This is a genomic window from Vagococcus allomyrinae (assembly GCF_017829975.1).
In the GTDB taxonomy this organism is placed as follows: domain Bacteria; phylum Bacillota; class Bacilli; order Lactobacillales; family Vagococcaceae; genus Vagococcus_D; species Vagococcus_D allomyrinae.
The window spans coordinates 53,094-78,832 of record NZ_JAEEGA010000014.1 but is presented as its reverse complement, the minus strand read 5'-3'; the positions used below and the strand labels follow the sequence as shown (position 1 = coordinate 78,832).

Genomic DNA, 25,739 nt, shown 5'->3' with positions numbered 1-25,739 from the left:
GCACAATGCAACTATTATCTGGAATAAAATCAAAAGCACTCCCTGCCTACCTCTCGTAATTAACCGAACTCTCCTTTCCTAGTCTATACCTCAATCTCATCTTTTAAATTATCAAATATTTTATCCCCAATCCCGCTGACTTTTTTTAATTCTTCGACTGAGTTAAATGAGCCATTTTCTTGACGATAAGCAATAATTGCTGCCGCCTTTTTTTCACCAATCCCATTTAATTGCTGAAGTTCACTTGAATCCGCCTTATTTAAGTTCACTTTCGTCGATGTAGTAGCTGGCCCTTCTGCCCTTACCCCCAACTGCCCTTCTTGCCACTCGCTTAAATCTTCAGCAGAGGTTGGCACGTAAATCACCATTTGATCCTCTACCATTTGCGAAAAATTCACTTGATTTTGAGCCGCTTCTGCAGTGAAGCCACCTGCCATATTGACTAAATCTAACACTCGAGCATTCTGAGGAATTTGGTACATACCCGGACGAACCACCGCCCCTTTAATATCTGCATAAATAGGCAGTAGCTCTGAACTAATTTCTGTTTGGCTCGTTTCACTCATCACCTGAATAAGAGGTTCCTCTACGTCCCTTTGCCTCAGCTGCCGAGCTACAAAAATGAGTCCCATCAATAAAACTACCCCAGCCCCCACCGTTATCATTAACCATTGGGGCTTCTCCCTGAACCACCTAGTAAGACTCTCCACTTTTATCCCTCCCTTTTATACGGCATTGATAGCCTCAGTATATAAGTACGTAAAAAAGCCGTCTTCATTTTTATTTGCTTATCTATTTTGCTAAGTCTAAACTTTAATTAAAAGAAAATAGACAAAATGGATAGAAAAAGCCGGTTTCAAACGTATATTAAGGTGAAGATAGGAGGTTAGCCCACATGACTCATGAAGAAATGGAGATGTTAGCGCTAATAAAATCTGGCGACTTTCGCGGGTTGGAACAATTAATCGATCTATATGGTGGCGACATCTTACGAACCATTCATTATATATTAAATCATCCTGCTGAACATAGTTTTATTGGAGATGTGCAAAATAAAGTTTTTTATCGCTTATGGAAAGAATTGAAACAATATGATTCAGAAAAAAGTAGTTTAAAAACCTGGATAACGGTCATCACAAGAAATCAAGCATTGGATGAAAAAAGACGGATTATTCGACAATTAAACATCATTCCTACGGCATCTCCCGATAACGACGAAAAATTCGAAGAGAGTTACTTTGAGCAGGAAAACTTTTTATCCTTAATCGTCTCTTTAACAGCCGAGGATCAGTTAATATTTTTAAAGCGTTATTATTATCAGGACAACGTGATCGAGATTGCCGAAGATCTCCACTTATCTCCAGAAATTGTTTACAATCGACTATCCCGAGGGCGCAAAAAATTACAGCAACAGTTGCAAAACAAGAAAGGACGGGAGCACTATGAATAGCAAAAACCCCTTTAAGCAAGCGGTCAATAGCTTACCTCAAACTACTGAGATCATTATTCCTAATGACACTTATGAACTAACTGGTGAGCAAAAAAGGCAACTCTTTAAACAGACACAGATGTACATTCAGTTAGAGGAGGTCATCGCTGACTTATCACAAGATTTAGAAACAGATGAGGAAATTGCTGGTTACTTGCCTTTCACCAACGAGGGAAATTCCGCAATGGCAACAAGCGGTATTATGGGCATGACTTATGTGAACAGTGCCAAAGCTCAAACATATCGAGATAACTTTCATGATTTACGCGGTAACCGGCTCTTGATTTTTACCAATCAACGAATGATTTTTACCATCATCATTGAATTTCTTGAAGAACGCCGCTACTACTCCTACCCTTACAATAAAATACAAGGGATTAGATTTGAAAAGCACGCCGTCGGCTATTTCGACTGGCAAAAAGGAGCCATTCTGCCAAAACGGCAAAGAACTCATTGGTATAGTCTTGACTTTCAATCCCAAACCAATGTCTTTACAGAAGTTTTACAACCAGCAGAGGCTAAAAAATTTCAAGAGTTAGTTGAGGCATTGCCATCATTAAAAGCCATCACCATTGATAAAAAAATGCACCGTGATAACGCCTTTGATTACCTATTTAGCCAGACAAAAATAGGTATTTGGGCCTTTAACGCCCTCTGGATCGGCATTCTTTTGCTAGTAATCGGCAGTATCATCCTTCAATTAATCCGTGGCGAAGGACGCTGGATTGAGTGGTTCGAGGAGATAAAACAACTCAGCACCGCTTTTAATTCCTCGTCATTTCTAAAAAATATTCCGATAAATTAAAATGAACGCCCTAATCCCATTCAAAATGATCAATTGTTTATGGCAAAAAACAGCTCACCTTTTTCTTAGGTCAGCTGTTTTTTATGCCATATGTCTTTGCTCTGATCGCTTCTCTTGTCTCTTAACATAGCGACGCCTAGCCAAAAAAAGCCAAGCCTTTCAGCTTGGCCGAAGAATTATTCTTCCTCTTCTTCATCCTCATCAAGATCGTAATCAATGTCATCTTCATCGATGATCGTCAATTCATCTTCCACCCCTACTGGGACTTCTTCTTCATCAATATCATCCGCACCAATTTCTGATAAGTCTTTTTTATAATTAGCGATTTCTTCTTCTTCGTCTTCTTCCTCTTCGTCGTCGATGTAATCATCATCTTCATCGTCAACCAAATCGGCATCTTCTGGATCATCATCATTGTAATCAATCGCATCTTCATCGTTCATATCTAAGAAAGCATTGACTTTTTTGCGTTTCTTGCGACGTGGCGTATCCTCGTCTTCGTCTTCTCCCAAATGAGAAACTTCTTCGTCAATTGAATCGATTGGATACCATGAGCGCAAGCCCCAACGGTTTTCCCCCAAAGAAATAAAACTACCATCCAGATTTAAATCTGTATAAAATTGTGGCAAGATTTCGCGAATATCGCTATCAGCTTTCCCTAAAAAGTTTTGGATTTGGTTAACTAAATCTGAAAATTCCATGACATCAGCCCGCTGTTCCAAAATTGCATGAGCAACTTCAATCATCGATAATTCATCTTTGTCTATACCTTCAAAAGCTTTTATTTCCAAACGGCACACGTCCTTTCACAGTCTACTCCTTATCATACAATAATATGCTTATAAAAAGCAATGAAAACATGCATTTTCTCATGAAATCAAACGGAAAAGTCAAACATTTTATTAAGCTGTAAAAGCCAGCCGTAAATGATAGACGCCTAATTTCTCCTGACCAGCATATAAATCATAGTCAATCGAGACTTGGCCTGAAGTTGGTTGATCTTTTAATGTTACCCGTAAATTGTTGGTAAACGTTCTAACCTCCATCATGCCATATGGTGTCCGATAATTAGAATGATTTTCCTTTTGATAATTAAAGCGTAAACGAGTGCGTGTCTTGCTCGCGCGAATGAGCTGCACAGTTCCATCTGCCTCAATTTTTATGGTCACAGGAATCGGTTCCTCTCCCTCTTGCCCTTCTTCTTGATAACGTAAATAAAGGGTACTGCCCATTTGGACAAGTTGTCCTGCAACATCAAAAAAGTGTTCTTGCTTATCATCATTTTGGTAAATTTCTGTTTGTAACTGAATTTGTACTGGCGTTCCATTCTTCACTGTTCATTGGCTCCTTTATGTTCTTTAGTTAGTGTTCCAGTAGGGCTTCCGCTAAAACCTGATCAATTACGATTAAGTTGGCAGATTTGCCCTGCAATAAGGCCCGAATCGCAACTGCCTTTTGAAAACCTGCCCCAATTAACAACGTATTGGGAATCCTGACTAATTCTTCGACCTTAATCCCAATCATACGCTCTGTCATTTTATTGTCAATTGTTTTGCCATTTTTGTCAAATAAAGACCCTATAGCGTCGCCGATTACGGCTCCACCACTTAAACACTCCGCTGTCATATAGCCCAATTGACGCCAAGTTGAGGAGGCCTGTGGGTCACCTACACCGATCAAAGCAAAGTCAACCGCCCTCGCTTTCGCCAACGCCTCTTGCACTAATTGACTTTTATTAAGAGTTACCGCTAACGCTTTAGTCTCTGCCAATGCTGGCGCATACAAGTAGCTACAACTGGCTCCGAGCTTTTCACTTAATCGAAAGGCTAAATGATTCGTATCATAATGAACATGTTCACTTGCCACCCCACCAACTAAGGGATGAATCTTTATCTCGGAAAAGTTCTCATAAGTCATGGCATCTACCACTTTTGCCAAAGTGGTGCCCCATGAAATACCAATTGACTGGATTTTTGGCAAATACTCACGAAGCAACATCGCCGCAGCTTGAGCCACTGCCTGTTGCGTTGTCTCATCGTTCCCCCCATGAGGCACCACGATAGCGTCTTGCAAATCATACTTCCGAATCAATTGATTGGCTTGGTCAACAACCTTGGCATTTTCATCTTTAAGATAAATCGTGACGATTCCCTGCTCTTTGGCTCGCTGTAACATTTTAGAAATAACTGGTCGAGAAATTCCCATCTGCTTACTGATGCTAGACTGGGTCAAGCCATCACGATAGTATAGACTGGCGACTTTTAGCAATTTCCGGTGATCTTCAGTTAACTTCATTTTTTCTCCTCGCTGTCTTTTTGGCACATCTGACGAAGGCACGCAACAATTGTCTCAACTTGAGGAATTGCTAATCGTTCAAGTTCTAAGGCAACTGGCATGGGCACTGCCTCACCACCTAAACGACAAATTGGCAGCTTTAATGCTGTCGCCACATGACTTTCGGCAATTTGAGCCACAATTTCTCCACCAAAACCACCTCGTTTAACCGCTTCTGTTACGACTAAAACACGACCAGTTTTTGCGACACTGGTTAAGATAGTGTTCATATCTAACGGCACCAACGTTCGGGGATCAATCACTTCTACCGAAATAGCCCCAGCGACAATTTCAGCCGCTTCAAGCGCTTTTTGGACCATAATACTGGTCGCAATCACCGTCACATCTGCACCTTTCCGCTTAATATCCGCCACTCCTAAAGGGATCTGATACGACTCTTCTGGTACATCACCTGTTTCTTGATAACACAGTTTATGCTCATAAAATATGACAGGATTATCGTCGGCAATCGCAGCTTTAAGCAGTCCTTTTGCGTCATACGGAGTGGCTGGTTGCACCACTTTGAGTCCTGGAATATGGACCAACCAGTTTTCCAAACTTTGAGAATGTTGGGCGCCTGCTCCAGTCCCTGACCCTGCTGCTGTTCTTAGTACCAAGGGAACGTTACTTTGACCGCCAGACATATAGTGAATTTTAGCCGCTTGATTAACTAACTGGTCCATGGCAATCGTGATAAAATCAGAGAACTGCAACTCGACAATCGGGCGCAGTCCCGTCATAGCTGATCCGACGGCCACACCTGTCAAGGCACTCTCAGAAATTGGCGTATCTCTGACTCTTTTTTTGCCATACTTAGCCTGCAAGCCCTGCGTAACGCCAAATCCGCCACCGTATACGCCAATGTCTTCACCGATCAAATAAACCCTCTCATCCGTTGACAACGCCTCAGCTAATGCTTCATTTAAGGCCTCCCGATAGGTCCTCTCTCTCATAACTCTCCTCCTGCATAAACATCTTTAAGTAACGCCTCAGCACTTGGTCGCGGATCTTTTTTTACACTGGCTACTATCGCGGCCAGTTCTGATTTTAGAGACGCCACCAGCTGATCCAGCTCACTTTCAGTGAGTAACTGAGCAGTCAATACCTGCTCTGTCAACCGCAGAATCGGGTCCCGCTGCTGCCAAGCCCTTTCTTCCGCTGAGGTTCGGTAAAGTCGTTTATCTGATTTGGAATGGCCGCGATGTCGATAGGTCAAGGCCTCAATCAAACTAGGCCCTTGCCCCAGACGGCATCGCTTAATCGCCTCTTGAGTTGCATCAATTACCGCCACAACATCATTGCCATCAATCGTCACGCCAGGAATTCCGTAACTGCTCCCACGCTCAGACACTCGTGAGACATTCATCATCTCAGCAATTGATGAGCTCATACCATACTGATTATTTTCGATAAAAAAGATCACAGGCAGTTGCCAAATACTGGCCAAATTAAGGGCTTCGTGGAAACTCCCTTCATTAACTGAGCCATCTCCATTATAGGCGATGACCACTTGATTCGTTCCCATCATTTGTGCTGTCAGTGCCGCACCCGTCGCCAATGGATAATTGCCTCCAACAATCCCATTAGACCCCAAATTGCCGACTGAGACGTCTGTGATGTGCATACTGCCGCCTTTTCCTTGATTAATCCCCGTCTTACGACCAAGAATTTCCGCCATCATCGCCCTCATATCGCTTCCTTTAGCTAACGAATGGCCGTGATTTCGATGAGTCGACATTATCCAGTCATCTCGTTTCAACAGATAGCTACTCCCGACTGCTGTTGCTTCCTGACCAATGCATAAATGGATGGTCCCATAGATCTCACCTTCAAAATAAAGTTTTTCGACTTCTTCTTCAAATAAACGAATCCGCCACATCTCTCTTAATAGACCAACAAATTCTTGATCTTTTAATTGAGCCTTATTCTCAATTTTCTGCTTCATCAGCCTCACATCCCCTCTTCTTTGCTTAATGGTCTCGACTTTCAATTCTTAAGGCTAAAGATCTACGTATGTCCCTTATTTTTAATAAATAACGGTCTTCAAACACAATCAGTTAACATATGTTCTGAACTCAAGCATATGTAAAATAGTGTACTGTTTTTCAAGAAGATTCGCAAGTTTTCGCTCGTCCGGCTCTCAAGCTAAGACTTTTCTGAAAATCCTTGCTTTTCCAGTTTAATTCCTCACATTTTAACGCTCAATCATATATAATGAAAAGCGAAGCAGTTTATTTTGTGCCTTTTGGCAAGTCTCCATTAGAAAGATGATGATAAAATGACCTTACTCAACACTATTTTTGACCACTCAACTCTTTATATTTTTGAACAATCTGTGTCAACAGCGGATATTTTAAGTCCCTTTGCTTATACAGATGTTTTGACAACACAAGCCAGTAGCGATCAGCAACCCTTTCTTCATTTCTGGGAAAATGATCACACGGTTATTTTAGGAATGAAAGACACGCGCATGCCCTACTTGGCGGATGGTTTGAAGGCCTTAACTAGCCATGGTTACCACTATGTCGCCCGAAATTCAGGTGGCTTGGCAGTCGTTGCTGATGCTGGAGTAGTAAATATCTCACTGATAATTCCAGTTCCAGAGGATCAAAAAATCAGTATTCCTGAGGCCTATAATCTTATGTGGGAGATTATCAAACAAGCCTTTGCTGACTTTCCTGTCACCATTGACGCCAAGGAAATCAGCGACTCTTATTGCCCAGGAGAGTATGATCTGAGCATTAACGGTCGTAAATTCGCTGGAATCGCTCAAAGGCGCATTCGTCAAGGAATAGCCGTTATGATTTATTTAAGTATTAACGGACCACAAGCTGAACGTGGCAAGCTGATTCGTCAGTTTTACCAAGAAGGATTAAAAGATCAGTTTGGACAAAATGGCTATCCACCAGTCAGACCAGACTCCATGGCGAATTTAAGCGATTTGCTGGATAGCCACTTAACGGTCAAAGAGGTCAAAGACCGAGTGAAAGAGGTTTTTCGCACCACTTTCGACAGTCAATTCAAAGACGCGACTTTCGATCAGTATATTCATGAAAAAAATTTAGAGGCGGCTTTAGCAAAAAATAGCGAAAAAATGATCCGTCGCAATGCCGATATTATCCAGATAGGAGTTGAAACACCATGAGCATCCCTTATAAAGAACAGTTACTTACCATCGAAAAAGTCTTTCGTGACCCGGTTCACGATTATATCCATGTGCAGCATCAAGTCATTCTCGACTTAATTAACGCCAAAGAGTTTCAACGTTTACGACGAATTAAACAATTGGGGACCACGTCATTCACCTTTCACGGTGGGGAGCACAGCCGTTTTGGACATTCTCTTGGCGTTTACGAGATAACGCGGCGTATTTGCGATCTTTTTCGCCGAAACTATTCCATTGAAGATGATCCTGATAATGGCTGGGATGACAGCGAACGATTAGTCGCCCTTTGCGCTGCTTTACTCCATGATGTTGGCCACGGGCCTTATTCTCACACCTTTGAAGGTATTTTTAACACGAACCATGAAGAATTTACCATGATGATCATTACATCACCAGAAACTGAGGTTTTTCAAATTTTGAATCAAGTAGAAGCTGGCTTTCCTGAAAAAGTTGCCAGTGTGATTCGCAAAGATTACCCCAATCCTCAGGTGGTTCAAATGATTTCCAGTCAAATTGATGCTGATCGGATGGACTATTTATTAAGAGACGCTTACTTTACTGGAACCGAATACGGCACCTTTGACTTAACCCGCATTCTGCGAGTGATCCGCCCATATAAAGAAGGCATTACCTTTTCAACCAACGGCATGCATGCAGTTGAAGACTATATTGTCAGTCGTTATCAAATGTATATGCAAATCTATTTTCACCCAGTCTCACGAGCAATGGAAGTCATTCTCGATCACTTACTAAAGCGAGGAACCTTTTTATATCAAGAAGATCCTCACTATTACGAAGGCCACTCCCGTTTGCTCATTCCTTTTTTTGAGAATGCCTACACCTTAGAAGATTATTTAAAATTGGATGATGGTGTTCTCAACACCTACTTTACCGTTTGGGCAGATGATAAGGATCAAATTTTAAGTGATTTGGCCGCCCGCTTCTTAAATCGCCGGCCATTTAAATCTGCCCGCTTCCAACCCGGTGAAGACGACACCTTAATAACAGAGATGACTCAGCTAATTGAACGAGTTGGCTTTAACCCAACCTTCTATACTGCTGTTAATACGAGCTACGATCTCCCTTATGATTTCTATCGACCAGATCAAAAACATCATCGTACTCAAATCGAATTGATTGAAAAAGACGGCAGTTTAATTGAATTATCCAAAGCCAGTGACCTGGTGGCAGCCCTAGCAGGACAAACACACGGGGACGAACGCTTTTTCTTTCCTAAAGAGATGATTCAAAATGATCGAACCAATTTATTTTCAGATGAATTTACAGAATTTTCCCGTTATATTCATAATGGCGCCCTAAGACGTCCATAATCTGGTACACTTAAGAGGTAATTGAGACAAAGTTACGATAACAATCTGGCCTTGTCTCAACCAACTTTTTTAGCAAAGGAGCTTATTATTTTGCCTATTAAACTAATTGCGATCGACATCGACGGCACCTTAATCGATTCCAATCACCAGCTACACCAACAAAATATTGACGCTTTACAGAAAAAAGCGGCGGAAGGAGTCAAAATAGTCCTCTGTTCCGGTCGCCCAATGATCGGCATGTTACCTTTTGTTGAACAGCTTGGCTTGATTGCAGAAAATGAATACACCATTAGTTACAATGGCGCCTTAGTTCAGCATAATGCCGATCAAAAAACGTTGATTGAGCACACCCTTAGTTATGCGGATTTCCAAAAAATTACGCAGCTTGGACAGCAATTAAAGCTAAAAATGCACATTCTTGATCGTGATTACATGTACACACCTAATCGCCAAATTAGCGAGTACACGGTCTTTGATGCCTATGCAACACAGATGCCGTTGCAATACTGTCCCTTAGCGGAAATGCCCAAGACATCCTATAGTAAAATCATGTTCGTCGATCAAGCTGAGTTATTAGAAAGGGCCATTCCTCAAATTCCAGCAGAACTGTACAACGACTATACAATGCTCCACAGCATGCCTTTCTTTTTTGAATTTTTAAATAAAGAAGCTAGCAAAGGGCGGGCGGTTCGTGATTTAGCGGAGATGCTCAACATCCAACAACATGAAATTATGGCGATTGGCGACAATGAAAATGATTTAGACATGTTGACTTATGCTGGTGTTGGCGTGGCCATGGCAAACGCTTCGGACAATGCGAAAAAAGCCGCTAACGTCATTACCAAATCAAATGATCAACAAGGTGTTGCCTACGCTGTAGAGACTTGGGCATAAACAAAGAGGGTAGGACTAGTGTCCTACCCTCTTTGTATTTCACGACTATTCAGGAACTGAGCTACTTCAAAAAGCTGCTCTCCTAGATCTAAACACTAAATACTGAAGAAGGAAGTGACGCCTTGGCACTCGCGAAGCAATCACTGTTTAGGTCTCAGCCCTTTTTACTTGGCTACTTAGCCATTCTTCAACAGCCCATTTATGGCTACCACGCTTCAACTTTTCAATCCCTTCCTCAACCGAAAACCATTCAATCACATTAAAATCTTCTAAAGGGGCGCATACTTCTTGCCAGGTTTTTGCCGAAAAAAAATAAGCTGGATTGTGAAAATAAGTGTCGCGATGACGAGAATAAAAATAATCGTCAGCTTGACCTAAATAGCTATCAATTTCAACCTCAACTCCTAATTCTTCCATCACTTCTCGATGGATCGCCTCTAATTGCGTTTCACGGCCTTCGATTTCGCCACCAGGTAAAAAATAAGCGCCGTTTGGTGCCTGAACTAAGACGATTTTTTCCTGTTGATTTTGAATAATAATATAGGCGCCATGCCTTTCGACATAATGAACTCCAGCAATTTTCTCGCCAAAAATTGGAACCTCAGTCATCTTTAGTTAGTTCCCTTCAGTTTTCTTTCTATTTTACGTTATCCCAAAGATCTACGCAACAAGAAACCCCATAAAAGCGTAAGGATGTGTAATATCTATTAAATACTTATTACCCAAAACTCCGATTCCAGTAATTTTTAACCGTTAAAGGTCATCCAATGAAAACTGTATGCACACTCTCATCAGATGATCATTCGGTTAATCCTGTGGAGCTCTGCTGATTCATTACGAGGATGATACCTCGCGAGTAATCTTTTAACTAGAATTCTCAATCCCGCCTATGCTAAAATGGAAGGGTAGACTGTTAATTTGAAAGGATGATGACTTATGAAAATGGCACACACATGTGTCCGTGTAAAAGACTTGGAAGCTTCAGTGGATTTTTATCAAAAAGCCTTTAATTTTAATGAAACTCGCCGTCGCGACTTCCCAGAAAATAAATTTACGTTGGTTTATTTAACCTTGCCGGAAGACGGCTATGAATTGGAATTAACTTACAATTATGACCACGAACCCTATGATTTAGGCAATGGCTATGGTCATATCGCCATCGCTACAGATGATTTGGAAGGTTTGCATGCACAGCACTCAGCTGCTGGTTTTAATGTCACTGATCTAAAAGCCTTGCCAGGCGTTCCGCCATCATATTATTTTATCGTTGATCCAGATGGCTATAAAATCGAAGTTATTCGCGAAAAATAACTCCTAACTAACCGACTAAGAGCTTTCTTAGTCGGTTTTGCTTGGTCTTTAACGCTCTCTCTTGTTCCTTTCGAGCTTATTTGCCTAACTTTAGTTGACTCTCACACTATGTCAGACAGTATAATAGACTTAATCACAACAAATGAGGAGGATGCAAGATGTTTAAAATTGGCGAATTTTCCCGACTGTCTAACACAAGCGTGCGAATGTTAAGGCATTACGATAAGTTGGAACTACTGACCCCACACTTAATTGACGATCAATCCGACTATCGCTATTATCAGGCAGCACAATTGGCGACGGTCAATAAAATCAAGCAACTACAAGCCTTAGGATTCTCATTAGCGCTGATCAAAGATATGCTCGTAAATCAACCAGACATCACTTTGGAGCGCTACTTTGAAATTCGCCAACAGGAAGTGACAGACGAATTGGCGCAACTAAAACGACAACAATTACTAATTGCCTCTGCTACTGATATCATTCAGCAGCACAGCACTTTACCTCAGTATCACGTCGTTGAAAAATGGATACCTGAGCGCCAAGTAATCAGCGTAAGACAAGTGATCAGCTCTTACGAAGCTGAAACCCGTCTATGGGAGATCCTCGGAGCCGAAGCAGAAAAACAACAAGTCACACTGACTAGCCCCCCTTTGGGACTAACTCTTTACCACGGCGATGAATACCAAGAACAAAATATCGACACAGAAGTTCAAAGCGCTGTTAAGGGCCGCTATCTCAATACTGACTTAGTTCATTTTAAGCGAGTTCCCGACACCCATGTGGCCTCGGTTACTTTTAACGGCAGCTACGACCAAATGCCTTCTGTTGCCGAAGCCGTTGCGACTTGGATGGAAATTAATCAGTATCAATTAGCTGGCCCCATGTTCAACATTTTTCATGTTTCACCAGCTGACAGTCAAATTCAAGAAGACTGGGTAACTGAAGCCTGTTACCAAATCACTCCCAGAAAGGATGAAGCATAATGGCACGACCAAAAAGCAAAGACGAACTTTTAGCCTATAGTGAGGACAAGTACCACACACTCTTAAACCTGATTGCCTCACTTTCTCCAGAGCAACAAATTGGCAGCTTCCCATTTGAAGATCGCGATCGTAATATCCGAGACGTTTTAGTTCATTTGCATGAATGGCAGTTGATGATGAACAACTGGTACGACTTAGGGATGAAAGGTGAGAAACCTGTAATGCCTCGAGAAGGCTACACCTGGAAAACAACAGCTGATATGAATCTGGTCATTTGGCAAGATTATCAAGAAACCAGTTTTCAGGAAGCATTGACACTTTTAGCTGAAAGTCATCAGCTGATGTTACGTTTAATTAAGTCCCATACAAATGAAGAATTATTTACTAAAAAAGTATACCCTTGGACCAATACTACTAGCTTGGGAGCTTACTTTGTTTCGGCTACATCCAGCCACTATGACTGGGCATTAAAAAAAATTCGTCGCTACCAACGAACACTAAAATAACAACCAAACTTTTCTGGTTTTACTCATTGAGCTTTTCTGTTACAATAAAGTATATAATACTTTTAATTCAACACGTAACAGAAAGGACAGATGACTCATGACTCGTTTTTCTTCGAAACAAGCAGAAAAACATTATTTTGAAACAGCCGCAAGTGAAGAAGAATTTCTAGTATGGTACTCTCAGCAGGACTTACCAAAATATGAAACACCTTCCGTAACTGTTGATAATGTCTTACTTTGTTATAATCGAGCTGAAGATCAACTTAAAATTTTATTAGTCCAGCGAAACACCCATCCTTATCAATATTCTTGGGCCCTTCCTGGTGGTTTCGTCAATCGAAATGAAGCCACAGAAGACAGTTGTATCAGGGAAACGAAGGAAGAAACTGGCGTTACCATCAACTTCCATAATATTGAACAACTTCATACTTTTAGCACACCTAATCGTGACCCTCGTGGTTGGGTTATTACTGTCAGCTACTTGGCTTTTATCGGCGAAAATCCATTAACCGCTGGCGATGATGCCAAGGCTGCCAAATGGTTTACTATTAAGCGCGAAGGCCATCTCTTAAAACTGGAAAATGGGCAACACGATGCGATTATTTTAGATTTAGCCTCGGAAACATCGATTGGCAGCGAGACTCTGGCCTTTGACCACGAGCGAATCATTTTAAAAGCCTTTAAACGCGTCCTCAATAAAATGTATCACGAACCCAAAGTCCTCCAAGTCTTAGGGGAAGATTTTTCGATTACCGAAGCACGCAAGGTTTTTGCTAAATTTTTAGGGGTAGATTATAAAAGCATCGACCATTCCAACTACAAAAAAGCCATGCTAGACTACTTTGTTGAAATCGGCGAACGTCCGACTGGCATTGGGCGCCCATCGAAGATTTATCGCTTAAAACATTTAGAAGATTAAAAAAGCTTGGATCTTCTGATCCAAGCTTTTTTATTTTTGCGCCACTTTGCGTTCTTTTTTCTTAATCTGTTTACTGCGCAATTGACCACAAGCCGCGTCGATATCAGTCCCTTGTTCTTTGCGAATGACACAGTTGACGCCATTCTTTTTTAAAATATCATAAAATGCTAGCACATCTTCTTTTGTGCTACGACTGTACTGATCATGTTCGCTGACTGGGTTATACGGAATCAAGTTAACATAAGTCAGTTTTTTCTTGTCCTTAAGCAACTCGGCCAACTGACGGGCATGTTCTGGGCGATCATTGACATTGGACAACATAATATACTCAAAAGTAATCCGACGATTGGTTTTTTCAATGTAATCATCGACTGCGGCCATTAGCTTTTCAACCGGGTTACTGCGATTTATCCGCATAATCGACGTTCTTACCTCATTATTTGGCGCATGCAACGATATAGCCAAGTTAACTTGTAAGCCGTTTTCAGCAAATTCACGAATCTTGTGAATCAACCCACTCGTTGAGACCGTTATATGGCGAGCGCCGATAGCTAGCCCTTTCGCATCGTTAACAACATGCAAAAATTTCATCACATTATCATAATTGTCAAAAGGTTCACCGATTCCCATCACAACAATATGACTAACTCGCTCATCCTGCCCCCGCTCATCTAAATAAAACTGAACTTGCATAATTTGAGCCACTATTTCGCCTGCTGTTAAATCACGTTGCTTCGTCAAGAGCCCACTGGCACAGAATGTGCACCCGATGTTGCAACCGACTTGAGTGGTAACACAGACTGACAGGCCGTATTCATGGCGCATTAAAACTGTCTCAATCATATTTTTGTCTGATAACTCAAACAAGTATTTAATCGTGCCATCTTGAGATTCTTGTACCACCACTTGATTTAAGGGACTCATATCAAAAGTTTCTGTTAAGAGATCGCTTGTTTGTTTTGAGAGATTACTCATCTCAGAAAAAGTTTTTACCCGCTTAATATATAGCCAATCCCAGACTTGGGCAGCACGGAACTTTTTATCTCCCTGCTCCTCAAACCAAGTTTGAAGATCGCTGATCGTCAAGCCATAAATTGATTGTTTCTCCACGCTATTTCCTCATTTCTCATATCTTCCTCCGAATACTATATCTTAAATTCACCTTTATTGCAATAACCGATCCCATCTCTATTGGAATAATTGTTATTGCAAAAAATTAATTCTTAAAAAAAATAACAGATATATCTTAATAAAATCAGGCTTTTATTGACCTATTTTGACTTTTATTTGCTATAATATGTGAGAGGTGATGTGTATGAATATTTTAGTAGCAAGTATCATGATGATAGTTCTTGTTATTATATCCAATATAATTAGTCATTATTTAGTAGCCGTTCCTACCGCTTTAATCGAAATTGCCGTAGGACTTATCATCGCACTAGTGTTTGATATTCAAATAGATTTAGACGCCGATTGGTTTATGCTCCTATTTGTTGCCCCATTGCTCTTTAATGATGGCAAACTTTTTCCGAAAAACGAGCTGTGGGAACTAAAAGCGCCGATCTTCGCCTATGCCATTTGGTTGGTCCTTTTAACAACACTGGTTGGCGGTTTTTTTATTCACTGGCTAATTCCAGAAGTCCCCTTAGCTCTCGCCATGGCGTTAGTAGCGGTACTATCCCCAACAGATCCCGTAGCGGTCCATGGCATCGCCGAACAGATCAAATTACCGCCTAAAATCTTAAGCTTAATCAGCGGTGAAAGTCTCATCAATGATGCCAGTGGGTTAATCGCCTTTAAATACGCCTTAGCAGCCTTTATGACTGGGCAGTTTTCGGTGACACAAGCGGCTGGAGATTTTATGTACATGGCCTTGGTTGGTGGGTTAATCGGGGTGGCATTGATTTCATTTGTCCATTTCTTACGGGTTTTCTTAGTTCAACAAGGTATTCAAGACGTAGTGCTTCATACTACCATTCAAATTTTGACCCCTTTTGTGATCTATATTTTAGCAGACGAGGTCGCCCATGCCTCTGGCGTGATTGCTGTCGTAGCTGCCGGCGTTTTATCCATCAATCAAGCACCGATTTTTAGAAGTCAGCATTCAGAAGTTCGTTTGGTCACTAATAAGATGTGGGATATCTTAGTTTATCTTTTAAATGGCTTGGTCTTTATTTTGCTCGGCATCGAATTACCGATTGCCATGCGGGGAACCATTGAAAATCCCTTAATCCACAATGGCACCTTACTTTTCTGGATTTTATGTATTTGGATTTTCTTGCTAGTCATTCGAGTCGCCTGGTCGTACATGTATATGTGGCTGACTTACTTGCGCAAAAATAATGGTAAGAATGACAAACCTTCGTTCATCACGGCCTTAATGACCGGTTTAACAGGTGTACGAGGCGCTGTGACAATGGCATCCATCATGTCGATGCCTCTTTTCTTACCTAGTGGTGAGCTTTTCTTAGAGCGACCACTGATTATCACTTTGGCTTGTGGTGTCATCTTAACCAGTCTAATCGTGGCAACTCTTGCTCTACCAATCTTAACCAAACAGAAAAAACGATTGGCCCTTGTTGGAGATGACTGCTCTGCTAACTCTGATACGTTGAATAAGCAAGTAGTGGCAGGCTCTGAAGCCAATTTAACCGAACTGGAAGCCCGAAAACTCATGATTAAACACGCAATTCTCGTGTTAAAACAAGAAACCTTAAGCAAACAGGATCACCTGATTTTAGCTGACTTGATTCAAGAATTTGAATCGCGCTTACGTTACCTTTACCGTGAACAAAATGACGATCAAACCAACCGGCTTTATGCCACGTTGGAAAAACAAGTTCAAGAGGTGGCCATAGCGGGTGAACTCCACGGCGTTGAAGAAGCAGTTAAAAATGGCGACGTTTCGGAGCGGTTTGCCCGCAACTACTTAAAAGTGGTTGCCACCAAAAAAGAAGCCCTCCAACCAGGTTTTGTTAATTCCTTTAAACGGGTGTTAACGATCTTACGCCGTCAGGGAAATCTAGTTTTTTGGCGTATCAAATCCAAGCAACAGCCTGAACAAATGCTGCTGGGGGAAACCTCCCTTCTAAAGCTGGAAATCGAAAGCACGAAAGGCGCCATCAATTTCTTACGATCGTATAAAAAAGGACTTGACGAAACAAGTGATGGCATTGAATTACATAAGCATATTGTCAATCAAAAGCATCACGAATATTTGCACAAACTCCAACGAATCAAGCAATTAAGCTCTCAAAGTAAAAAAGATTATCAAAAATTAATGCAAGAATATTATATGAAGGCACTTGATGCCGAGCGAGAAACCGTTCAGGATTTATTTCAAAATGGTCAGATCACCTTAAGTATGGCCAATCACTTGAGACAATCCTTGAACTATTACGAAAGTTCCCTCTTACAGAGTGACAGCCATTAGATAAAGAAGTTCGGACAACGAAAACAGCCTTTCGTTGTCCGAACTTCTTTTTAAACATCTAAACTTTCTTGACCTGTCGGCTCTTCCTCTGACATAAAGCTTACCAAGACTTTACGAGGCTTACTGCCTTCTGGTGGTCCAACTACACCTTGCTCTTCCATTTGGTCAACAATCCGCGCAGCCCGATTATAGCCTACTCGAAAACGTCGTTGTATCATGGAAATACTCGCAGTGTCCATTTCAATCACCATTGCAACGGCATCATCAAATAATTCATCAAGGGGTTCACCATTACCTGAACCGCCACTCGGCTCATCACTTGGCATCATGCTTTCCTGATAATCTGCCCCTTGCTGCTCCGTCACAAACCCAACAATGTCTTCCACTTCTGAGTCAGAAATAAAGGCCCCTTGAACACGAATTGGTTTATTCTCTCCCATTGGTAAAAAGAGCATATCGCCACGTCCTAGCAACTTCTCAGCACCATTACTGTCAATAATCGTTCGCGAATCTGTGCCGCTTGATACAGCGAAGGCAATTCTCGATGGCACATTGGCTTTGATTATCCCTGTAATAACATCGACACTTGGCCGTTGAGTGGCTAATATCATGTGAATTCCCGCAGCTCGAGCCATTTGAGCCAGTCGTGTAATCGCATCTTCCACTTCATTGCTGGCCACCATCATCAAATCGGCTAACTCATCAACAATCACGACAATAAAAGGCAGAACTGGTCGATTCTCACCATCTTCCATATTGTGTTGCATGACCATTTGATTATAGCCCGTAATATTTCTAACCCCACTGCCTGCGAATAACTCATAGCGGCGTTCCATCTCTGTCACCACCTTGTGTAAGGCTTGAGCCGCCTTACGAGGATTGGTCACCACGGGTGTTAACAGATGAGGAATCCCGTTATAAACATTCAATTCCACCATCTTTGGGTCAATCATCATCATTTTTACTTCGTGAGGTTTAGCTCGCATCAAAATACTGGTAATGATCCCATTGATACACACAGATTTCCCGCTCCCAGTGGAACCGGCAATCAGTAGATGAGGCATTTTGGCTAAATCGGCAGAGATAACTGAACCTGAAATATCTCGTCCCAATGGCACTTCCAGCAGATTATCATCATGTTTTGGCTGAGCTTCCACAATATCACGGAAAGAAACCGTGCTGACCGCATTGTTTGGCACTTCAATCCCAATCAGTGACTTCCCAGGAATAGGCGCCTCCATCCGAATATCTTTCGCAGCTAAGGCCAGCGCAAGATCATCCGTTAATCCGACAATTTTACTCACTTTAACGCCGACAGCTGGTTGAATTTCATACTTGGTCACTGAGGGGCCTAAGCTTGCTCGAACGACTTTAGCATCCACGCCAAAACTTTTAAACGTATTTTCCAAAACGCCAACATTTTTTTCAATCGATGAATATTCATCACTTTGATCCGTTAAAGGAATCTCATTTAAGATATCAGACGGTGGTAATAAATAATCCCGATCTTCCGTTTCTTCTGGAATTTCAAATTCTAATTCTTCATCTGAACCTTCTGTCTCTTTTTTTGAAGCCGTTCGTTTGATTGGTTCTTTTACCTCGGTTTGGTACTGATTCTGATAACTATCGATTTCAAGGGCCAGTTGCTCTGGTTCATCGTGCTTCTCAATAATCGTCTCCGCCGCTTCAGTCCGAGCCAATTGTTCCCCTGGTGACAGATCGCGAACATTATTTTTACGCGCTTCTTCCGCGGCTGCTTCATCGGCTAAGCGTTGTTTTTCAGCTGCATCAGCTTTCTGGGCGGCCTTAACCTCTCGCCTTTCCGCCAACTTGGCTTGGTGTTCACTTAGGTTTGAGCCTAATTTTGAGCCCCCAAGTTTTAAGAAATCAACAACCTGAAACCAGTGAATATCAGCGATTAAAAAGACCCCAATCAACATTAAGAGCCCCGCAATTATGTAGGTCCCTAGCTGAGACACAAGAAAATAACTAACTCCATATAAAACTGCCCCGATCATGCCACCACCGACTGACTCTTTAATCACATTACCACGAATTTCCGTGAATAATTTTTGCCAGGTGACGCTGATAATATTCACATCGCCAGCTAAAGCTTCCTTGAAAAGCCAGGCGTGTAGCAACATTAATAACCCGCAATAAAAAATAACTGCACCAACGGCCAATTTTTTCTTTTTAATTTTCAGTTCTTTCCCCATAAACACTAAAAGCAAACCATATATGATCAGTAGAACCCCCATCACAGGATACGTATTTCCAGCGATAAAGCGGAACACATTTGCAATTAAAATACCGAGAAAGCCAAGTTTTAACGTGCCGAATAAACCAAACAAGACAAAAATGATCCCAATAAACAAATAAACCATTCGCTCTCGTTGAGCTTGTTGTTTTTTAGTCATCTTCGCACGAGTATTTTTTTTCTTCGCCATCTCAAACCTCCCCTTCTATTACCGTTACTTCCTTATTATACACGAAAAGAGAGAATAAATAACTTCTTATTCTCTCTTTTCTCTTTATGACCTTATTGATCTTTCATCGCTGCCTTAAGAGCAAGAGCCAAAGGACTCTCCTCCACTTCTGTCGGCTGGCTATATTGTTTTAGCAATTTTTTTTCTTCGTGTTTCGACATTTTTTTCTTGCGCTCGTTGCCCGTAGGGATTTTTTCCGTAATGACACAGTACTTACACTTGAAAAACTCGCCCTTCTTACCTTCATGAATCTCCATCTTGCGATGGCATTGAGGACATCGCTTATTCGAAACTTTTGGATCCTTGCGACGGCGATAAGAGCAGCTTTCGCTAGTGCAAACAAAGACTTTGCCATCACGCGTATTGCGTTCTCGAAGAGCTGACCCACACTCTGGACATTCCTTAGACGTAATCGAAAAATCCGTGTATTTCTTCTCGCTAACCTTAATTTCCTTCACTAGCTTTTCAGTATCTCTCTCAATTTCCTTGATAAACTCCTGGCTTTTTCGTTTGCCGAGAGCAATTTCTTCCAAGGCGGTTTCCCATTTTTCTGTCAGATCTGGCGATACTAAAGAAGGATTGACTAATTTTAGTAATTGCTTGCCTTTGGGACTAACTGTCAGACGACTGTTGTTTCGTTCCATCAATTCGGATTTTATCAATTTTTCAATGATTTCCGCTCGAGTAGCAGGCGTTCCCAAATTATGCTTTTCCATCCCTCCTAATAAAGTTCCTTCGTTTAAAGGACTTGGCGGTGTCGTGACTTCTTTATTAATATTAAACTTAGCTGGAATAACCATGCCTTCTTTAAATTCAACCTGCTTCTCAACCTCATCCTTGGTACTCAGTTTCCAACCAGCCGTTTCAATCTTACTTTGTCTAAAAATAAAGTGTTCCTGATCAATCTTGACTTCAATCGTCTGTTGATTCGCAACGTGATTCTCAGCAAATAGACCTAGGAAACGCAAGGTGATCATTTGATAGATCTTCTGCTCATCATTATCCATCTTCTCTGGTCGTGCCACTTGTTCCGTCGGGATTAACGCGTGGTGATCCGTTACCTTACTATCTTGAAAAACTTTTGTTGCCTTTACTTGAGCGCCTGTGCGAAGGTATTTTTTGGCTTCTTCTGGATAATAACTAGCGACCGCTTGAAGTCGTTCTTTCATCGTCCCCTTCATGTCCACCGTTAAATACTTAGAGTCCGTCCGCGGATAGGTCACTACCTTGTGAATCTCATATAAACTTTGAACCAAGGACAACGTCTTTTTAGCTGAAAAGCCGTAACGCTGATTAGCCTCTCGCTGAATTTCAGTCAAATCGTAAGGTAAAGGGGCCGGCTCTGTTTTCGTTTTGTTTTTAATGCTGGTGACTTTACCACTTTTGGTAGTAAGTCGCGCTAAACGTTCGTCCGCTTGCGCCCGCTCTTTTAATTGACGGGGATTTTGTAACTGTAACCGCCCTTTTGCCCCTTGGTAGATTAAATCGATAGTAAAAAAGTTTTCTGGTCGGAAGGTTTCAATCTTTTCTTCCTGTCTACGCACTAAGGCCAAGGTTGGTGTTTGCACGCGACCAGCAGATAAACTATCTTCATATTTAACCGTAAGTGCTCGTGTGACATTTAGCCCAACTAACCAATCAGCTTCTGCTCTTGCCAAAGCTGAGTGATACAAATTGTCATATTTTTGACTTGGTTCCAGTTTTTTAAACCCATCTTTAATCGCCTTTGTGGTCTGGGATGAAATCCACAACCGCTTGACGGGTTTATCAAAACGAACGTATTCTAGTATCCAACGGGCAACTAATTCACCTTCTCGTCCTGCATCCGTTGCAATGACCGCCTCTTTCACATCTTTACGCTTAGCTAACTGACTGATGGCTTTTAATTGGTGCCCTGTTTTGGGTAACGGTTTAATCCCCACTCGTTTGGGAATCATCGGTAATGTCTCCATACTCCAAGCAGACCACTCTTTATTGTAATCTTCCGGCATTTTCAAGCCTAATAAATGGCCTAGTGCCCAAGTCACAATCACATTTGGGCCTTCAATATAACTTTTATTTTTTTGCGTTGCCCCAAGTACTTTAGCTAAATCTCTTGCAACACTTGGTTTTTCCGCGATAATTAATTGTTTCATCGATATCCTTTCCGTCTTCTGAAAGTTTCACACAATTTTTCAGAAGCATTAAACCTTTATATTGTTGAAGGTCCTCGTCGCAATCATCACAATACGCAACCTCCCCTTCATTCCAAAACGCTGTTAAACAATCTGGCTTCTCTCTCATCATACTATATTCTTCCTTTAATTGGGAAAATTTTTCCTGATAAGCCAATTTGGCACTGACTAAATTATCAAAGACTTGCTCCTCAACAATATCGTCCTGCCATTCATCAAAAAACCACCATGGTTCATTTTCACTGTAGGTTACAATTACTTGATACATGTTGTCCCATCCTATTCTCTTTTTATTCACTGTTAACAGTCTAATCTCTTTTGACCTATTCCGCAAACTTTTGAATTGAAAATAACATCACGTAGCGATAACATACGGCTGATTAAAGATAAGTTTAAAACGCTTCTCAACTATTTTTTTCCTAAATAAGACTGATCTCACAGTATCTAGAGTTTCATTTTAACATAAGTCCGTCACAAAATCATTCTGTGTTTTCAGTCACAATCAATCAGTAGATAGCACGACAATCGTTATTTAAATAAAAAAACTACCCACAGTATGAGTAGTTTTTTAGAGATAGGCCCCAATTGATATTCAAATAGGAGTAGGCAATGACTTATTCACTAACAGGTTTAATTTTGCCATCCCATTTTTCAGTAATCCATTCTTGAGTTTCTTTTGAACGCAACGCTTTAAATAAGGCTTCGATTGCTGGATCATCCTCGTTGTCAGTTCGAACCGCTAAAATATTTCCATAAGGCGAGTTATCTTTTTCAACAATTACGCCATCTTTTTCTGGTGATAAATCAATACCACCTGCAAAGTTAGCGTTGATTGCCACCAAGTCAGCCTCATCATTTTCATAAGTCGCGGCTAAAAGCTCTGGATTAACATCGTGATTAAATTTCAACTTTTTAGGGTTTTCGACGATATCATCAAACGTTGCCGTCGTTAAATCAGTGCCTTCTTTAACTTTAACTAGTCCTTCATCTTGAAGCATCGTAATAATCCGGCCCCAATCAGATTCAGAATTACTGGTTATGATCGTTGCCCCATCTTTTAAGTCTTTGATGTCTTTAATGCGTTGTGAATACAATGCCATTAATTCAATATGAATGGCTCCTTTATTAACAAAATCATCATAACCACTTTCCTTAACGGTTAAGTCAAAAAATGGAATATGCTGGAAATAGTTGGCATCAATTTCTTTTTCTTCCAGCGCTTTATTTGGCAAAACATAATCATTAAAGGTTTCAATCTCTAAGGTAATTCCCTCTTTTTCCAGTTGCGGTTTCACAAATTCCAAAATCTCCGCATGAGGCGTTGGTGACGCCCCCACTTTCAAGGTTGTTGTTTCTTCTTTCTTGCCACTACCATCTGTTGCAGCTTTGTCCGAATTCCCACACCCTGCTAACGTTAATGCTAGAGCTGAGACAGCTAAAATCCCGATTAATTTCTTTTTCATACAAAATTCCCCTCCACTTTTCCTTTATATATAATTAACGTTTATCTGTTCGTTTTACCGCAAAATCGCCGATTCCCTGAATGATAAACACAATTATCAAAATGCCAATCGTCGCAAATAAAGTGACGGTTGGTTTGTTACCTGTAAACCCTTCTCGATAAGCCAAGTCACCTAGTCCACCGGCGCTAATGGCCCCAGCCATAGCTGTAAAGCCGATCATGGTGATCGTCGTCACAGTTGCCCCAGAAATTAAAGCTGGCATGCTTTCTGGTATCAACACTTTGAAAATAACTTGCAGACGATTAGCTCCCATGGCATCTGACGCTTCTAATACCCCACTGTCAACTTCTCTAAAAGCCATTTCGACTAAGCGAGCAAAGAACGGGGCGGCTGAAATAACCAGCGGTAAAATGGCCGCTTTAGGACCTAAGAAAGACCCGATCAAACTCTTAGTAATGGGAATTAATAAAATGATCAGAATAATAAAGGGAACTGAGCGGCAAATATTGCTGACAACCGAAATAACGTTATAAAACACCTTAGCAGTCTTATTGTCTTTACTTTTGCCTAAATAATAGAGTAGTAAGCCTAACAACAAGCCAATGATAATGACAAAAAACATCGAAATAGCTGTCATATAAAGTGTTTCTTTGGTTGCCTTAATAAACTTTTCCGAATCAAGTTGGCTAAAATCAAAATACTGTTCTGTTAATGTTTTTTTCATTCTTGTCCAACCTCCACGCCAACGCCTTCTTCTTTAAAGAAGTGAATGGCTTGCTCAATTTCTTCCTCAGCACCTGTCAGTTCAATGATCAAGGTACCAAATGAACTAGTTTGAGTCTGTTGAATCTGCCCTTGAATGACATTCACATCGACCTGGCAATGACGGATAACTTTTGAGATAATCGGGCTACGTGCTTTATGCCCTTCAAAGGTTAGCTGTACGATTTTTCCTGCTGTAAAGCTTTCCGCTAAGAAGTTCAAGGCATCTGGGTTACTTCTCGTTTCTGGAACGGTCTCTTGTTGCACAAATCGTTTCGTCACTTCTTGTTGCGGATTACTAAATACCTCCAAAACATCTCCTTGCTCAACAATTTTGCCTTTTTCCATCACCGCTACCTTGTGACAAATTTTACGGATGACATGCATCTCATGAGTAATCAGCACAATCGTTAAGCCCAATTTTTGATTAATTGAAGCCAATAAGTCCAAAACTTCATCCGTCGTTTGTGGGTCTAGTGCACTTGTTCCTTCATCACACAAAAGGATTTTGGGGTCATTGGCTAAAGCCCGAGCAATTCCCACCCGCTGTTTTTGGCCGCCTGATAATTGACTTGGATAGGCGTCTTCGCGCCCTTCCAACCCTACCAGTTTAATCAAATCCAAGGCTTTATTCTCCCGCTCTCTCCTAGACAATCGACTTAATTCTAAGGGCAAGGCAATATTTTCAATCACCGTTCGTGACCACAACAAATTAAAATGCTGGAAGATCATGCCAATCTCTTTGCGAAACTCCCGCAACTTTTTACCACTCAACACTGCCACATCTTGCTGATCAATCAGCACCTGCCCCGAACTGGGAGCTTCCAGGCCATTTAACAATCGGACTAAGGTACTTTTACCTGCACCAGAGTAACCGACAATCCCAAAGATTTCTCCTTCTTCGACGGTAAAATTGACATCGGAGACTGCTGATACTGTGCCATTTTTCCCGCTAAATTCTTTTGATACTTGGTTCAAATTAATGAGCGCCATCCGTTTCACACTACTTTCTATTTCTTTCAGACACGAACTAAAAAAACGTTCCTCCTTGTTATACAACAAGGACGAACGTTTGACGTTTCGTGTTACCACCTTTATTTGCTGTTACCTCACAATAACAACCTCAATCAGTACGAGGTCTAGCCTGATACTGTTACACGTTAACGGGTGTCGACGGAATAGACTTACCGATGCTCATCTATTCAGCTCAAAGACCATCTTCCCACTCAGTCCTGTTGCCCTTTTTCACCGATGGGGGCTCTCTTGTAAACATTCTTGAGAAGTACTCTTCTTTTCAAAGCTTTTCCATTTATTGTGTCTCATTTTAACAAGTTGTCTTGAATTTGTCAAACTAAATTATCAAATTCTTTTTCGTCAATATCTGTTAACACAATCATCCACGCAAAATTTTCATTTTTAACATCTAAAGATGAGGCATCGGCTAAAGCCTCTTGATTAATTGAAGCGACAGTTCCAGACACTGGGGTAACTAATTCAGTAACAGCTTTTTCAGCTTCAATTTCCGCGAAAGAATCACCAACTGTCAAACGGTCGCCAATCTTAGGTAAACTGACAAAAGAGACACTCCCAAAATCATCTTGTCCTTCATTCGTCAAACCAATTGACAAACTGTCTCCTTCTTTTGTCACCCAGATCTGCTTATTCACTATTTTTTTCATT

General features: G+C 41.2%; 25 protein-coding genes and 1 other annotated feature. Of the genes, 10 read left to right on the top strand and 15 right to left on the bottom strand.

Annotated elements, in window-relative coordinates; genetic code table 11:
• Positions 1 to 83 precede the first annotated feature (83 nt).
• A complete protein-coding gene (locus I6N95_RS19070; RefSeq protein WP_245249715.1) occupies positions 84 to 566 on the bottom strand; it encodes a helix-hairpin-helix domain-containing protein in 483 nt (160 codons plus the stop codon).
• A 329-nt stretch (positions 567 to 895) separates the two neighbouring features.
• Between I6N95_RS19070 and I6N95_RS19065 the strand changes: the two genes are divergently transcribed.
• Positions 896 to 1,450, top strand: coding sequence for a sigma-70 family RNA polymerase sigma factor (locus I6N95_RS19065; protein WP_209530933.1), 555 nt, complete (start codon positions 896 to 898; stop codon positions 1,448 to 1,450).
• Positions 1,443 to 2,294: a PH domain-containing protein gene (locus tag I6N95_RS19060; protein WP_209530932.1), complete on the top strand. Its 852-nt coding sequence runs from the start codon at positions 1,443 to 1,445 to the stop codon at positions 2,292 to 2,294. Before I6N95_RS19065 ends, I6N95_RS19060 begins: the two co-directional genes overlap by 8 nt.
• Before the next feature lie 176 nt (positions 2,295 to 2,470).
• Here the strand turns inward: I6N95_RS19060 and rpoE are convergent, their stop codons facing one another.
• From rpoE to I6N95_RS19035, 5 genes are all read right to left on the bottom strand, one after another.
• Entirely contained in the window at positions 2,471 to 3,085 is a 615-nt protein-coding gene (gene rpoE, locus I6N95_RS19055; RefSeq protein ID WP_209530931.1) for a DNA-directed RNA polymerase subunit delta, read from the bottom strand.
• Between the two features lie 111 nt (positions 3,086 to 3,196).
• Complete coding sequence (locus I6N95_RS19050) at positions 3,197 to 3,628, bottom strand: YwiB family protein (protein ID WP_209530930.1); 432 nt, start codon at positions 3,626 to 3,628, stop codon at positions 3,197 to 3,199.
• A 28-nt stretch (positions 3,629 to 3,656) separates the two neighbouring features.
• Entirely contained in the window at positions 3,657 to 4,589 is a 933-nt protein-coding gene (locus I6N95_RS19045; protein ID WP_209530929.1) for a sugar-binding transcriptional regulator, read from the bottom strand.
• Positions 4,586 to 5,581 carry an alpha-ketoacid dehydrogenase subunit beta gene (locus I6N95_RS19040; protein WP_209530928.1) on the bottom strand — a complete coding sequence of 332 codons (996 nt, stop codon included), beginning with the start codon at positions 5,579 to 5,581 and terminating at the stop codon, positions 4,586 to 4,588. Before I6N95_RS19040 ends, I6N95_RS19045 begins: the two co-directional genes overlap by 4 nt.
• Positions 5,578 to 6,573 carry a thiamine pyrophosphate-dependent dehydrogenase E1 component subunit alpha gene (locus tag I6N95_RS19035; RefSeq protein WP_209530927.1) on the bottom strand — a complete coding sequence of 332 codons (996 nt, stop codon included), beginning with the start codon at positions 6,571 to 6,573 and terminating at the stop codon, positions 5,578 to 5,580. The genes I6N95_RS19040 and I6N95_RS19035 overlap by 4 nt, the downstream gene beginning before the upstream one ends.
• Before the next feature lie 333 nt (positions 6,574 to 6,906).
• Here I6N95_RS19035 and I6N95_RS19030 point away from each other — a divergent pair, with 333 nt between their 5' ends.
• The 3 genes from I6N95_RS19030 (at position 6,907) to yidA (ending at position 10,019) form a co-directional block, all read left to right on the top strand.
• Positions 6,907 to 7,773, top strand: a complete 867-nt coding sequence (locus I6N95_RS19030) for a lipoate--protein ligase family protein (RefSeq protein WP_209530926.1) — start codon at positions 6,907 to 6,909, stop codon at positions 7,771 to 7,773.
• Positions 7,770 to 9,125 (top strand): HD domain-containing protein, encoded by a 1,356-nt coding sequence (locus tag I6N95_RS19025; RefSeq protein WP_209530925.1) that lies wholly within the window; start codon positions 7,770 to 7,772, stop codon positions 9,123 to 9,125. The genes I6N95_RS19030 and I6N95_RS19025 overlap by 4 nt, the downstream gene beginning before the upstream one ends.
• Before the next feature lie 90 nt (positions 9,126 to 9,215).
• Positions 9,216 to 10,019 carry a sugar-phosphatase gene (gene yidA / locus I6N95_RS19020; protein ID WP_245249705.1) on the top strand — a complete coding sequence of 268 codons (804 nt, stop codon included), beginning with the start codon at positions 9,216 to 9,218 and terminating at the stop codon, positions 10,017 to 10,019.
• Between the two features lie 147 nt (positions 10,020 to 10,166).
• On the opposite strand, the gene I6N95_RS19015 is transcribed toward yidA, so the two are convergent.
• Positions 10,167 to 10,628, bottom strand: a complete 462-nt coding sequence (locus I6N95_RS19015) for an NUDIX hydrolase (RefSeq protein WP_209530924.1) — start codon at positions 10,626 to 10,628, stop codon at positions 10,167 to 10,169.
• A gap of 327 nt (positions 10,629 to 10,955) precedes the next feature.
• On the opposite strand from I6N95_RS19015, the gene gloA reads away from it, so the two are divergent.
• The 4 genes from gloA to I6N95_RS18995 all read left to right on the top strand — a co-directional run bounded on the left by gloA (position 10,956) and on the right by I6N95_RS18995 (position 13,741).
• The gene (gloA, locus tag I6N95_RS19010) at positions 10,956 to 11,330 is read left to right on the top strand and encodes a lactoylglutathione lyase (protein ID WP_209530923.1); all 375 of its coding nucleotides are present in this window, start codon (positions 10,956 to 10,958) and stop codon (positions 11,328 to 11,330) included.
• A 158-nt stretch (positions 11,331 to 11,488) separates the two neighbouring features.
• Positions 11,489 to 12,316 (top strand): MerR family transcriptional regulator, encoded by an 828-nt coding sequence (locus I6N95_RS19005; RefSeq protein WP_209530922.1) that lies wholly within the window; start codon positions 11,489 to 11,491, stop codon positions 12,314 to 12,316.
• Positions 12,316 to 12,822, top strand: a complete 507-nt coding sequence (locus tag I6N95_RS19000; RefSeq protein WP_209530921.1) for a ClbS/DfsB family four-helix bundle protein — start codon at positions 12,316 to 12,318, stop codon at positions 12,820 to 12,822. Before I6N95_RS19005 ends, I6N95_RS19000 begins: the two co-directional genes overlap by 1 nt.
• Positions 12,823 to 12,919: 97 nt before the next feature.
• Positions 12,920 to 13,741, top strand: a complete 822-nt coding sequence (locus tag I6N95_RS18995) for an NUDIX domain-containing protein (RefSeq protein ID WP_209530920.1) — start codon at positions 12,920 to 12,922, stop codon at positions 13,739 to 13,741.
• Positions 13,742 to 13,771: 30 nt separating this feature from the next.
• On the opposite strand, the gene rlmN is transcribed toward I6N95_RS18995, so the two are convergent.
• On the bottom strand, positions 13,772 to 14,851 hold the full coding sequence (gene rlmN, locus I6N95_RS18990; RefSeq protein ID WP_209530919.1) for a dual-specificity RNA methyltransferase RlmN: 1,080 nt from the start codon (positions 14,849 to 14,851) through the stop codon (positions 13,772 to 13,774).
• Positions 14,852 to 15,056: 205 nt separating this feature from the next.
• Here rlmN and I6N95_RS18985 point away from each other — a divergent pair, with 205 nt between their 5' ends.
• The gene (locus I6N95_RS18985; RefSeq protein ID WP_209530918.1) at positions 15,057 to 17,174 is read left to right on the top strand and encodes a cation:proton antiporter; all 2,118 of its coding nucleotides are present in this window, start codon (positions 15,057 to 15,059) and stop codon (positions 17,172 to 17,174) included.
• Positions 17,175 to 17,224: 50 nt separating this feature from the next.
• Here the strand turns inward: I6N95_RS18985 and I6N95_RS18980 are convergent, their stop codons facing one another.
• From I6N95_RS18980 to I6N95_RS18950, 7 genes are all read right to left on the bottom strand, one after another.
• Positions 17,225 to 19,621, bottom strand: coding sequence for a DNA translocase FtsK (locus tag I6N95_RS18980; protein WP_209530917.1), 2,397 nt, complete (start codon positions 19,619 to 19,621; stop codon positions 17,225 to 17,227).
• 92 nt (positions 19,622 to 19,713) lie between these two features.
• Positions 19,714 to 21,795 (bottom strand): DNA topoisomerase 3, encoded by a 2,082-nt coding sequence (locus I6N95_RS18975; RefSeq protein ID WP_209530916.1) that lies wholly within the window; start codon positions 21,793 to 21,795, stop codon positions 19,714 to 19,716.
• Positions 21,743 to 22,102 carry a DUF1033 family protein gene (locus I6N95_RS18970; RefSeq protein WP_209530915.1) on the bottom strand — a complete coding sequence of 120 codons (360 nt, stop codon included), beginning with the start codon at positions 22,100 to 22,102 and terminating at the stop codon, positions 21,743 to 21,745. The genes I6N95_RS18975 and I6N95_RS18970 overlap by 53 nt, the downstream gene beginning before the upstream one ends.
• Positions 22,103 to 22,448: 346 nt before the next feature.
• The gene (locus I6N95_RS18965) at positions 22,449 to 23,297 is read right to left on the bottom strand and encodes a MetQ/NlpA family ABC transporter substrate-binding protein (protein WP_209530914.1); all 849 of its coding nucleotides are present in this window, start codon (positions 23,295 to 23,297) and stop codon (positions 22,449 to 22,451) included.
• A 34-nt stretch (positions 23,298 to 23,331) separates the two neighbouring features.
• Positions 23,332 to 24,021, bottom strand: a complete 690-nt coding sequence (locus I6N95_RS18960) for a methionine ABC transporter permease (RefSeq protein WP_209530913.1) — start codon at positions 24,019 to 24,021, stop codon at positions 23,332 to 23,334.
• Positions 24,018 to 25,052: a methionine ABC transporter ATP-binding protein gene (locus I6N95_RS18955; protein WP_209530912.1), complete on the bottom strand. Its 1,035-nt coding sequence runs from the start codon at positions 25,050 to 25,052 to the stop codon at positions 24,018 to 24,020. Before I6N95_RS18955 ends, I6N95_RS18960 begins: the two co-directional genes overlap by 4 nt.
• Before the next feature lie 64 nt (positions 25,053 to 25,116).
• Positions 25,117 to 25,366: a binding site (T-box leader), on the bottom strand.
• Between the two features lie 39 nt (positions 25,367 to 25,405).
• Positions 25,406 to 25,738 (bottom strand): glycine cleavage system H family protein, encoded by a 333-nt coding sequence (locus tag I6N95_RS18950; RefSeq protein WP_209530911.1) that lies wholly within the window; start codon positions 25,736 to 25,738, stop codon positions 25,406 to 25,408.
• Position 25,739: the final 1 nt, after the last annotated feature.